Annotated in this window: 10 protein-coding genes; 5 read left to right on the top strand and 5 right to left on the bottom strand. The window is 64.7% G+C overall.

Annotated features, from left to right (window positions below; translation table 11 throughout):
- Positions 1–7 precede the first annotated feature (7 nt).
- Complete coding sequence (gene der, locus IBX18_RS30540; RefSeq protein WP_194836987.1) at positions 8–1,417, top strand: ribosome biogenesis GTPase Der; 1,410 nt, start codon at positions 8–10, stop codon at positions 1,415–1,417.
- Between the two features lie 165 nt (positions 1,418–1,582).
- Here the strand turns inward: der and IBX18_RS30535 are convergent, their stop codons facing one another.
- The 3 genes from IBX18_RS30535 to IBX18_RS30525 form a co-directional block, all read right to left on the bottom strand.
- The gene (locus IBX18_RS30535) at positions 1,583–2,185 is read right to left on the bottom strand and encodes a DUF1345 domain-containing protein (protein WP_194836942.1); all 603 of its coding nucleotides are present in this window, start codon (positions 2,183–2,185) and stop codon (positions 1,583–1,585) included.
- Between the two features lie 156 nt (positions 2,186–2,341).
- On the bottom strand, positions 2,342–3,049 hold the full coding sequence (locus IBX18_RS30530; protein WP_194836941.1) for a hypothetical protein: 708 nt from the start codon (positions 3,047–3,049) through the stop codon (positions 2,342–2,344).
- Positions 3,050–3,254: 205 nt separating this feature from the next.
- The gene (locus tag IBX18_RS30525) at positions 3,255–3,920 is read right to left on the bottom strand and encodes a TetR/AcrR family transcriptional regulator (protein ID WP_194836940.1); all 666 of its coding nucleotides are present in this window, start codon (positions 3,918–3,920) and stop codon (positions 3,255–3,257) included.
- 485 nt (positions 3,921–4,405) lie between these two features.
- On the opposite strand from IBX18_RS30525, the gene IBX18_RS30520 reads away from it, so the two are divergent.
- The 3 genes from IBX18_RS30520 to IBX18_RS30510 all read left to right on the top strand — a co-directional run bounded on the left by IBX18_RS30520 (position 4,406) and on the right by IBX18_RS30510 (position 8,207).
- Positions 4,406–6,334, top strand: coding sequence for an FUSC family protein (locus tag IBX18_RS30520; RefSeq protein WP_194836939.1), 1,929 nt, complete (start codon positions 4,406–4,408; stop codon positions 6,332–6,334).
- 361 nt (positions 6,335–6,695) lie between these two features.
- The gene (locus tag IBX18_RS30515; RefSeq protein ID WP_194836938.1) at positions 6,696–7,088 is read left to right on the top strand and encodes a VOC family protein; all 393 of its coding nucleotides are present in this window, start codon (positions 6,696–6,698) and stop codon (positions 7,086–7,088) included.
- A gap of 216 nt (positions 7,089–7,304) precedes the next feature.
- Positions 7,305–8,207 (top strand): CPBP family intramembrane glutamic endopeptidase, encoded by a 903-nt coding sequence (locus IBX18_RS30510; RefSeq protein WP_194836937.1) that lies wholly within the window; start codon positions 7,305–7,307, stop codon positions 8,205–8,207.
- Positions 8,208–8,347: 140 nt separating this feature from the next.
- On the opposite strand, the gene IBX18_RS30505 is transcribed toward IBX18_RS30510, so the two are convergent.
- A complete protein-coding gene (locus tag IBX18_RS30505; protein WP_194836936.1) occupies positions 8,348–9,277 on the bottom strand; it encodes a hypothetical protein in 930 nt (309 codons plus the stop codon).
- A gap of 157 nt (positions 9,278–9,434) precedes the next feature.
- Here IBX18_RS30505 and IBX18_RS30500 point away from each other — a divergent pair, with 157 nt between their 5' ends.
- Positions 9,435–10,193, top strand: coding sequence for an acyl-[acyl-carrier-protein] thioesterase (locus IBX18_RS30500; protein WP_194836935.1), 759 nt, complete (start codon positions 9,435–9,437; stop codon positions 10,191–10,193).
- On the opposite strand, the gene IBX18_RS30495 is transcribed toward IBX18_RS30500, so the two are convergent.
- A complete protein-coding gene (locus tag IBX18_RS30495; RefSeq protein WP_194836986.1) occupies positions 10,190–11,683 on the bottom strand; it encodes a mannitol dehydrogenase family protein in 1,494 nt (497 codons plus the stop codon). The genes IBX18_RS30500 and IBX18_RS30495 overlap by 4 nt on opposite strands.
- Between the last annotated feature and the right edge of the window lie 191 nt (positions 11,684–11,874).

Genomic DNA, 11,874 nt, shown 5'->3' with positions numbered 1-11,874 from the left:
AGACGTGATGGCCGGCGACGGCATCTGGAGTGACGAAACCGACTGGGAGCTCACCGATCTCGATGGTGAGCTGACCGGTGAAGAACTGCTCGCCATGCCGACGCTCGCGGTCGTCGGCCGCCCGAATGTGGGCAAGTCGACCCTGGTGAACCGCATCCTCGGCCGCCGCGAGGCCGTCGTGGAGGACGTCCCCGGGGTGACCAGGGACCGAATCTCCTACGAGGCCAACTGGTCCGGGCGCCGCTTCCTGGTGCAGGACACCGGCGGCTGGGAGCCCGACGCCAAGGGTCTGCAGCAGTCGGTGGCCCGGCAGGCCGAGGTCGCCATGCATACCGCCGACGCGATCCTGCTCGTGGTCGACGCCGTGGTCGGTGCCACCGCCACCGACGAGGCCGCGGTGAAGATGCTGCGCCGCAGCAAGGTTCCGGTCATCCTGGTGGCCAACAAGGTCGACGACCAGAAGGTCGAGTCCGAGGCGGCCGCGCTGTGGTCGCTCGGTCTGGGCGAGCCGAGGATGGTCAGCGCCGCGCACGGTCGCGGCACCGGTGATCTGCTCGACGACGTGCTCGCCGCGCTGCCGGAAACCCCGCGCGAAGGCACCGGCGGGGCCGGCCCGCGCCGGGTCGCGCTGGTCGGCAAGCCCAACGTCGGCAAGTCCAGCCTGTTGAACAAGCTGGCCGACGACGAACGCTCGGTGGTGCACGATGTCGCGGGCACCACCGTCGACCCGGTCGACTCGCTCGTCGAACTGGGCGGCAAGGTCTGGAAGTTCGTCGACACGGCGGGCCTGCGCCGTAAGGTCTCGCACGCCAACGGCACCGAGTTCTATGCCTCGCTGCGCACCAAGGCAGCACTGGAGGCCTCCGAGGTCGCGATCATGCTGATCGACGCCTCCGAGCCGATCACCGAGCAGGACCTGCGGGTGATCAGCATGGTCGCCGACTCCGGTCGCGCGCTCGTGCTGGCGTTCAACAAGTGGGACCTGGTCGACGAGGACCGCCGCCTGCAACTGGACCGCGAGGTCGACCGCGACCTGAACCGGGTGCCCTGGGCCCAGCGGGTCAACATCTCCGCCCACACCGGCCGCGCCGTGCAGAAGCTGGTGCCGGCCATGGAGACCGCGCTCGAGTCGTGGGACAAGCGCATCTCCACCGGTCGCCTGAACACCTGGCTCAAGGAAGTCGTCGCGGCGACCCCGCCCCCGATGCGCGGCGGCCGCCTGCCTCGCATCATGTTCGCCACCCAGGCGACGACCCGCCCGCCGACGTTCGTCCTGTTCACCACCGGCTTCCTCGAGGCAGGCTACCGCCGCTTCCTGGAACGCCGGCTGCGTGAGGAGTTCAACTTCGACGGTTCCCCGGTGCGCGTCTCGGTGCGTGTCCGCGAGAAGCGTGAGCGGACGTCCAAGCGGCGGTAGGCAGTTCGCGAACCGAGCCCCGAGCGCACGACACATGTCGTCGCGTCTCGGGGCTCTTTGCTGCGCGGACCGTTGGCAGTTCAGTGCTGCTTCGACGCTGCCAGGACGGCCGCCCCTCGACATCGTCGGCGCGCGCAGGGGCTTCCGAGCCGTGCCGCTGCCGTGCTACATCGACCGTGAAATCAGTTCTGACACCAGCAATGTGACGATCACGGCGTTGAAAGCGAAGGCCAGTATGCTATGTCGCGTCACCATACGGCGCGCCCTGTTGGTAATCGGTGTAACATCCGACGACGCGAAAGTGGTGGACACTTGAACGGCGAGGTAGAAGTAGTCACTGAAGACCGGCTCGTTCTCTTCGGGGAAACTGAAGGAACGACTTTCAGTGTTGCAGCGAGCGTAGGCTACTGCGTAACCTGTTGCGACGAGAGCCCACGACGAGATGATCGTCAGAGCAAAGACGATGAGAACAAGCAGACTCTCCTGCGAGTGCTTGTAGCCAAAAGTGGCCAGCACCGTCAACATAGAGACGTAATTCCCCTCGACGACGATCAATCTCGGGAAGCCGCCCACGATCCGCAACGGCGAACGATTCATGCCTGTCGATTCGGTGCCGTGTGACAATCGCCGACCCAGCGCCACCGGGTCGATACCGCCGAAAGTCGCGACGGTCAACCCGATGTACGAGACTGAGAATATCGTCCAAAAAATGAAGTAGCTGATCACCACTTGCAGTAGCAGTGGGCTGTTCTGGTCGTTGCCGTTCATCGCGACCAGCGTTGCGGTAGCGGCGATTGTGGCTACCATCGCCGGGACGGCAACTCGTCGGACATCGGAGACGAATACGGGAAGACGGTACTCCGAGCGTGGTAACTCACCCATCATGTCCCACCGCTTTCCGGGTGCTCACGTCTGAAGGCTGGGTCATTTTCCTGGAAATGGTGAATTGACCGTGGTGAAGTACTGTACTGCGGCGAAGATGGCGACCGGGGCGGTAACGAATAGTTGGCCGGCAATAGTTCCCAGTGCCCCGATCGCGATAATGCCGCCGAGGCACCCGACCGCGGCCGCGGGGATGAACGGGCCGAACAGCCCTACGATGGTGGCAGAGGCGACGACCGCGCCGGCGATGCCGCCCAGGACACAACCGACTGCGGCGCCACCGATACCGCCGACCAAAGTCCCGATGGTGGCGCCCATACTGATGGTGCTGGTCATCCGGCTCCAGGCGGCCACCTCGCGGTCGTACTCTGATTTGAACGGCGCTTTGTCCTCGAAGGGCAGCGCGACGGGCCGGTAGACGGCGTGCGCCATGTCGAACTGCGGGGTAAGGGTGGCGGAGTTTCCGGAGAGCTCGGCGGCGATAGGGAACACGAAATCGTCGACTCGGAAGGAGAGCTCGGCGCCAGCGAGCACACTGCTGTCCGCGGCTTTGACCTTGAAGTTACCGTCCTCGACGATCATCGAGCCGGCGTCGGTCGAAATGAGCGTCGCCGTCTCCGTGAAACGGGCCTGGTAGCCGATTGTCGCTGCCCCCTCCGCTGGGGTGGCGTGGCCGTTGCCTGCGGCAATTCCGAGCGCTGCGGTAAGTAACGTCGCGGTCGATAGGCCGCGTCTTCGAATCTTGTTCATGGTTGGACCTCCCGGAACTTTCTGCCTGATCCGTGCGCGGATTGCTGAAGATTAGCGCACAATTTCACATTGGACAAGGCGTCTTACCAGTTCCATCTTGGAAATGGCATCCAACGGCTGAATCTGGTTAGGCTTGGAAAGTTTCTGCGCCGGGGTGCAACCCCGGTTGCTCCGCTTCGGACGTGTGGCCGCGATGGACTCGGAGCTATGGCCCGGTCATCGCCGCCGTAATCACGCGCGTCAACTCGTCGACGATCTTGTCGAGCTTCTCCTCGCGGGAACACGGGACGGTTACTCCACCGTCTGTCAGATCCTGCGCCAGTGCGTTGAGCGCCCCGATGGTCAAGACGGCCAAGTATCGATAGTCGCGGGCTACGGCTTCACCTCGGCGGACCGCACGTTCGGTCTCGGCGATGATCATGTGGATCATCTTGTCCCGAAACTCTTTCCGGCGGTCCTCCATCGACTGGCTCACGCCGATGACCTCGACGTAGCAGATGCGCGCCGTCTTGTGTGTCGCGCAGGATACGTCCAGGTACGCCCGAAACCCTTGCCGGATACGCTCGGCCAAAGGGCTCGAGTCGGCGTCCTCCATGGCCTGTACAGCAGCTGCCGCAGCGCGGCCCGTTATCTCGTCGAAGACCGCATGGAGCAGTTCTTCCTTGCTGGAAGCTTGCTCATAGAAGCTTCGGGTAGACAGGTTCGCCTCCGCGCACAATTGCTCGATCGAGGTATTGGCGTACCCGCGCGTACCGAAAAGCGATTGCGCGCAATCGATCAGGCGAGAACGTCGCATGGCGCGTCTGTGTTCGCCGGACACTCCCCCGTATACCCGCTTGGGGGAGTCGCTTGCCGACACGCGCTGCACCATAAAAGCCGATTGTATCTTATTCGATCGAAAACCCATGGAGTCCATAGCGTGTGAGCAATCAGCCCGGGTGGTCGTTCGTGGCGGCACCGCGCTCTCGGGCGAGCGCCGATGCGGGGTGCGTATGCCGCCGTCGGCGGAGCTATCGACCGCAGCTCGACATGGAAGCTTCGTCGGGAGCGCAGCCGCCCCGGGGGGCTGTCCAAGCAAACCGGTAAGACGTCTTGCCCAAATTGTCCTGCTGCGCTACGCTTCCCTTGTCGGTGCATATGTACGCGATATCGAGCCTGATTCGGTACGGCTCGACAATGGCCGGCCGGGCCGCGCTCGGCAGTCAGCGCTTTTCGGCTGTTTAACGGCAGCAGCGGTACGGACGTTGCTCGACATGAACGAGTTCGACGTGAGCAGAGGCATTCGCGCATAAATTGCGCCCACATCGTCTATACGACCCGGTTGCCGGTGGATCGACGGTCGCGAGCAATCTGTAATTGTGGCGGCCCGGTCGGCCCTGGGATAAGGAAGTGATCCAATATGCTGCTTTTGATGCGACCCACCTTCGACACGGCACTGGTTGTGGCATGAAGTATCTGGGCACAGCGATTTTCGCTGGGGGCGTGGCCGGGTCGAGTATTCTGCTCGGGCTGGGTTCGGCGGCCTCGCTTGCGACGATGACCGCGTTGTTCTGCGTCGGCTCGGCGGCCGGTTCGCTGCGGCTGGATTTGCGGACGCTGATGGGGATGGCGCCGGCGATGTTTTTCGTCGTGGCGGCGCCGCGCGTGCTCGGTGAATATTCGCACGCCTTGGAGATCGTGCTGTTGGTGTCGATCATGTTCGGCGTAGGTTTTCTGCCTGCTCTTGGCGTCCGATTCTCCATCGTGCCGCTCGGCTTGGGGATGGCGTCGCTATTCGGATATGGACTGCAACTCACCGGCGCGGTAACCGTCTGGCAGGCGATCGCCGCTGCGCCGGTCGGCATTGCTGCCGCTGCGATCTATCGGGTCGTGACCGGCTGGCGTGACCCGGGACGTCCGATGCGGTATTTGCTCGCTGATGCGCTGGTGTCTTCGGACCCCGAGTCACTGCCACGCGTAGCGCAGTTGGCGCTGGCTGATACCCCCACCCGTTGGATAACTGCTGTCCTCGCGGGAACGCTTCGTTATCGGACTGCGCTCACCGCCCTCGAGGATCGGCCGCCGACAGCGTTGTCCTCGGCCTCCGACATCCAGCCATTTCTGCGATCGGCAAAAGCTGAGGCAGCCCGCTTGGCCGACCTGATTCGAGGCCGCGACGATGTCGGCGTCCGCGCTGCGGTATCTGTTGCCCAGATCGAAAACGTCGGCTTCACCGATGATCGATACCTGATCACGGCTGTCCGAACAGGGCTGGAGGCGGTCCATACGGCTGCTGTGGAACGTGATCAATCCACTACCGAGATCCCCGCCTCGATGCGACGAACCGCAATGCTCACCCGCGCCCGCGCGGCCCTGACCTGGCAGTCGATCAGGTTTCGGCACGCTGTGCGATTGGCTGTCGGCATGGGGACGGCTTTGCTTGTTGCCGAGTTGCGGCCCGGGGATCCGTTCACCGTGGTGTTTCTGACCGCCACCTTCATGATCATGCAGCCCTCGTTTCAGGACACCGTGCGGAAAGCCGGCGAGCGCATCACCGGCTCACTGGTCGGCGCCGCGGCGTTGACTGTGGCCGTGTGGACGCTGCCCACCTCCGCGCTACCGGCGCTGGGGTTCGCTGCCCTGCTGGTCGGGTTCGCGTTCATGCAGACACAGCCAGCCGTGATGAATGCCTCGATGGTTTTGTTGACAGTAGGAATAGGTATCGCGGCCAGCGACCAGCCGCTGTCTGAGGCATTGATCAAATACATCGTCGTGATGGCGATCGCCGTGGCAATCGGGCTGTTCTTCGGCTTCGCGTCGGTGCCGGTGCTGCCCAAGCCGACGGTTCCACAGCGCTACGAGGCCGCCGTGCGCGCGACACAGCGGCTGTTACACACCGCCTCGACGGTGCTATCGCGGCCAGGTTCCGATCGGACCAAGCTCAGTGTCCAATTCCAGGCGGCGGCACTGTCTCGCCAGGACCTAGCGGAATCGGGACCCGATGTCGTCGCCGGGACTCCCCGCCAGCAGGCCGCCGCAGCGCGCGCGGCAGCACAGCTATCGGCAATCTCGACATCGCTCATCGGGTTGCTCGTGCGTCAGCAGGTATCGACATCAGCGGCGGCCGAGGTCGAAAGACTCGCCGACTCATTGTCATCTGGCACGGTCGACAGCACGGAGCCTGATATTGCTGGCTGCGACGTCGACGTCGACGAACGAGCGCTGCTGGACCCGATGGCATCGGCGGCAGCGGATCTGCATTTGCTGCGGACCGACCTTTACGAACCAGGCATCCCGGTCAAGTGAAGAAATGGCCGCCGGCAACCGGGCCCCCTCGTGCACGAGGGGATGCGCAGACCGTTGCCCTGACGGTGGCTGCGGCCTCTGGGGGGCAAACCTGCTGCATGTGGCGTAACCAAAATGTAAGCCTAATCGGGTAAGATCTCTTATCAAATATAGGCTGGCGTGATAGGCTTCGATCAGTGCACGAATTCATCTTCGATCGCACAACGGCAGCGAAACAGTTCCTGCCAACTTCGGTACGCGTGGATCGTAAGTAAACGCAGAGAAGCAGCCCGCCGTTGCCTCTGCATGACGGCGGGGTCGTCGCCGAGACGGCTGAACCAATATTTCCCCCGAGTAATTCCACGACAAACAAAGGATGACAATGCGATTTCATGGAGTGAATTTGATGGTCGACGACGTGCAGAAGACCGTCGACTTCTACGATGATGCCTTCGGTATGAAGCCGGGATTCGCCGACCCCGACGGGACGTTCACCGTGCTCACCTTTCCCGGCGAGACGCCCGGCCCGGGCTCGGTAGTCCTTGCAGTGGAACACTGGAGCAAGATCGAGGATTTCGCGTCACCGACACCTCCCAGTGCGGTCCGTATCGGGCTGGAGTTCGAGGACGTCGACGCCGCCTACAAGAAGGCATTGGCGGCAGGCGCGACCAGTGCCAAGGCCCCGATTGTCCGCCCATGGGGACAGAAGATCGCTGTCGTCAAGGACAACTCCGGATTCCTCATCGAATTGTGCGCGCCCGTCGAATACAAATAACCAGCACGACAGCAGATTCGCCCATGCCCTTGGTGGTATCTGCAACGAAGCGGTCACCTCCAGGCCCGGCGCGGCTCCTTGCCGGGCCTGGAGGTGCCGATACACCGCCGAAACGGGGGAGTCGTCATATCGCGGGCCCGCTCGGCCCACCGAGGCATGGTGCCACCACGAGCTACCTGGCTGTCCAAGGGCGGGTGGAAGGTGAAGGAACCCGATATGGAACTACGAAAGTCCTGGTCGTCGCGGGTTCTCGCACATCCGCTTACGCGATTGCTCGTCGGCGTGATCGTGGTACTCGCGGCGGTAAAGGCGGCAGATCTCCTGACCACACCGCTCGCCGGGAGTGATGTCGGCAGGCCGATTCGGGCGGTGTTCCAGGTCGCCTGCGCCTACGGTGCCTACTACGTGGTCATTGCGCGATTGATCGAGCACCGACACACCGCCGGTGAAATCTCGCCGCGCATCGGCCACGGTATGGCAGGAATAGCGCTCGGTTCGATCGGAGCCTTCGCCGTTGTCGGATCGATCAGCTGGCTGGGATCGGTACATCTGGTTCGCGCTGGTGACGTGGGCTCGACGCTGCTGGTGACTTCCGCTATGGCGATATCGTCGGGATTCATCGAGGAGCTGTTGTTGCGGGGGCTGGTCTTTCGTTTGCTCGAGGAGTGGTTCGGCAGTTGGATCGCACTGATTCTGTCGGCCGGCGTCTTCGGGGCGCTGCACCTGGGCAATGACCATGCCTCGCTGTGGAGCGCTACCGCGATCGCCTTGGAGGCGGGGTTGTCGCTGGCGATACTGTTCATGGTGACCCGCAATCTGTGGCTGGCAATCGGGGTCCACCTGGCCTGGAATTTCTGGCAAGGGTTCCTCGGCGTACCCGTATCCGGAACGGCGACAACAGGTTATTTGCGAACCGAACTCGATGGCCCGACCTGGGTTACCGGCGGGGCCTTCGGCTACGAGGCCTCCGCGATCACCGTCGCCTATTGGCTCGGCATTGCCGTGGCCTTCTTGGTGGTCGCCGTCCGCAGACGCAGAATCCGTCCTCGTCCGTCGCGCCGAGTAGCGCAGTCGCACACCGCAGCGCCGGGGTCCGCACCCCTTTCGGAGTCGTCATGATCGCCCAGAAAGTCGCTGACTGCACGGCACCTTCCTGGCCGGGAACACCGATCGTCTCTCTCGACCCCGCCGCGAGTACCAAGACCCCGCGCAGCAGCACCATGCAAGTCGGCACGCCTGGGCCAGTATTCAGCTATGCGTCATGACGTCCCGGCCGCAGAGGTGTATCCGCCCAGGTGGGCGCGGAAGTCGGCCAGCGCGCGGCGGAGCCGGTCATAGCCGGGGGCGAGGCGGTGCAGAGTGGCGATGAACGCGGCATCGTCGCCGACGACCAGAGGGTATTGCAGGCTGCCGACGATGCGTGATTGGGCGGCGGCCAGGGTGGCGGCCTCGATGCGGCCGAGCATGGTCAAGCTCGCCGAAGCATCCAGCAGTCGGCGGGTGCCGACTCGAATGCTGAAGATGGCCAAGAGGTTTCGGATCTCAGGAGCCAGGCCCCGCGCGACCACCTCGGCAAATTCCTCGACAGTGTCGGATGCACCCGCGAGGGCCCGGATAGCTTGCGGCACAGCGGATGCCAGCGCATCGATGGGGGAGACGACCCGATCCCGCACGAATCCCGAGCGCAGGACGAACGGCGTATCGATATAGGTCATCTGCTCGCCACGCCAGGCCTCGAGGAAGGCCCCGGTCGGCAGCGTCGCGAAGGGGTTTCCCTGCGGATCATGCAGCAACACGGTGTCGTCCTCGACCGCGAGCACCACCACGTAATGGTCCGCGCCGATAGCGATTCCGCCATTCGGACGATAAGTCAGCAGGCCCATCTCCAGCGGCCCGGCCAGCGCGGGCCCCTGCGCACAGGCCGCCCGCAGCCGATCGAGCGCCGCCGCCGCGGACCCGCCGTCGCTGCGCACACACGACCACCCGAGCAACTCGATGGCGGCCGTCAACCCGATCTCCGGATGCCAGCCGGCCGGATCGAAGTACGGCGTCGAACCGTTCTCCAGTTGAAAGCCGAACGGCGACCCCGTCAACGTCTCGATCACTCCGGTGGCCGGTGCGTGCTCCCCGAGCAGCATCGCCAGTGAATTGCTGTAGCAGTACGGACCCGAACCGATGTATGGATGCATGCGTCCACCCAACGACCTGACACCGTGTCAAGGTCAACCTCCGGACGCCACAAAGCCGCCCGATCGACCGATCAACAACCGGCCGATTGTGTGAGATGCGCGACGCGCCGACCGTGCCGACGCGCGCCCGGCGACCATGACCTGGCATTATCCGACCATGGTCATTCCCAGCGTGCTGCCGGAACGTCCGCCCGCCGGAACCCCGTTCGAAACGGGGTGGCCGGTACGTCTCGCCGACACCGACGGCGACCAACGCCTCCGGCTCGACGCCATCGCCCGCTACCTGCAGGACATCGGCTTCGAGCACCTCGACGCCGTCGAGGACGGCGACAGCCACCGCGGCTGGGTGGTGCGCCGCACGGTGATCGACGTCCTCAAGCCGATCCAGTTCGGCGAGCGGGTCACCCTGCGCCGCTGGTGCTCCGGCCTGTCCAACCGCTGGTGCAACATGCGCGTGCAGATCTGCGGCAGCAGCGGTGGCCTGGTGGAGACCGAAGCCTTCCTGATCCACTTCGGCACCGAATCCGGCGTGCCCGCCCGGATGAGCGACCGCTTCATGGAGCCGATGCTGGCCAGCACCACCGAACACCGCCTGCGCTGGAAAGCCGCCCTGACCGACCCGCCGCCCGCCGCCGACAGCACCGGCGTGCAGGTGCGCCCGTTCCCGCTGCGCATCACCGATATCGACATGCTCGACCACGTCAACAACTCGGTCTACCTCAGCGGCGTCGAAGAAGTCCTGGCCGATCACGACGACCTGAAGTCGGGCGCGCACCGCGCGATCATCGAGTACGCCAAGCCGCTGCGGTCCGGCGATCTCGTCGAACTCGTCGCCTACCGGGCGGGCTCGGTCCTCGACATCTGGTTCGCCGTCGGCGACGAAACCCACGCCGTCACCAAGGTTCTGCCCATCTAGGCGGGCCCGGCCAGCTCCGCGACGGTAGCCCGGGCGCCCTTGGCGTACAACGAATCCAGCGCCGCCACATAGGCGCTCACGAACCGCGGCTCGTCGATCAGATCGCCGAAAACCGAACGGTCCCTGAGGAATGCGGTGCGATCGTCCCGCTGGCGGCGCGCCAGCGGGATCAGCCGACCGCGCAGCCGGTCCACGATCTCGATCGGCTCGCCGTGTTCGTCGACGCCCTCCGCGTAGCGCGCCCAGCTCGCGACAATCGCGGCCGCACAGGTGATCTCGCCGTTCTCGGCCAGCCGCTGCCGTACCACCGGCAACACCCACTTCGGTATCCGATCCGAGGATTCCGCACAGAGCCGCGCCACCGTGTCGCCGATCGCCGGATTGGCGAACCGCGCGAGCAATGTCTGCTTGTACTGGTCCAGATCGACTCCGGGCACCGGCCGTAACGTCGGCGTCGCCTCGATGTCCATGTAGCGCAACAAGAATCGGCGAAATGCCGGATCCTGGGCCGCGTCGTGCACCAGCCGATAACCGGTGAGATATCCGAAGTACGCCAGCGCCTGATGGCTCGCGTTCAACAGCCGCAGCTTCATCAACTCGTAGGGCGCGACATCCTCGACCAACTGCACGCCGACCGCGCCGTAATCGGGTCGCCCGAGCGTGAACGAATCCTCCAGCACCCACTGCGTGAACGGCTCCGTCACCACCGGCCATCGGTCCACCACCCCGTAGCGCCGTGCGACCTGGGCCGCCGCCTCGGGCGGGGTGACCGGAGTGATCCGATCGACCATCGAATTCGGGAAGCGCACCTCCCGCGCCACCCAGTCGCCGAGCTCGCGGTCGCGCAGCGCGGCGAACGCGCTGAACGTAGTACGCGCGACATGCCCGTTCCCCTCGATGTTGTCGCACGAGAGCACCGTGAACGGCGCGACACCCCGTGCCCTGCGCCGGGCCAGCCCCTCGACGATCAGACCGAAGAGGGTGGCGGGCACCGCATTCGGCGCGAGGTCGGCCTGAATGTCCGGCGCTTCGGCGTCGAACGCGCCGGTGGTGGCCGAGTAGTGGTAACCACCCTCGGTGACGGTGAGCGAGACGATCCGGGTGGCCGGGTCGGCCAGCTTCGCGAGCACGGCCTCGGGATCGTCGGGTGCGTACAGGTACTCGACGATCGAGCCGATCACTCGCGTATTCCACCTACCGTCCGGGGTCAGCACCGACAGCGTGTACAGCCCGTCCTGCGCGGTCAGCGCATCGCGCATCCGGCGGTCGGCGGGCAGCACGCCCACGCCGCAGATGCCCCACTCGCGCGCCTCGCCGCGTTCCAGCAGCCGGTCGATATACATCGCCTGATGCGCGCGGTGAAACCCGCCGACACCGAAATGCACTATGCCGGTGGTTATTTCGGATCGGTCATAAGTCGGTACCGCAATGCCGGTATCGAGTCCCGGCAAGATGGCGGCTTGCAGCGCAGCGCTGGTGTCCCTGGTCATAACCACCCCGTCAGTGTTGTGCGTCACACTTCGGATGCCACCCGCGAGGGGCAGTAGTTCACACGCCGAGCATATGCGTAGATTTCCTGAGGGCCGTAGGGGCCACGGTCTCATCCGCCCGAGGAGGCCGGGCTCGCGGTCGGCACAGTATTCGCTGCTCGGCCACCCCCTGCGCGAGACCAAATGGTGCC

The organism is Nocardia sp. XZ_19_369, assembly GCF_015355715.1.
Taxonomy (GTDB): Bacteria; Actinomycetota; Actinomycetes; order Mycobacteriales; family Mycobacteriaceae; genus Nocardia.
This window is presented reverse-complemented; position numbering and strand designations above follow the sequence as displayed.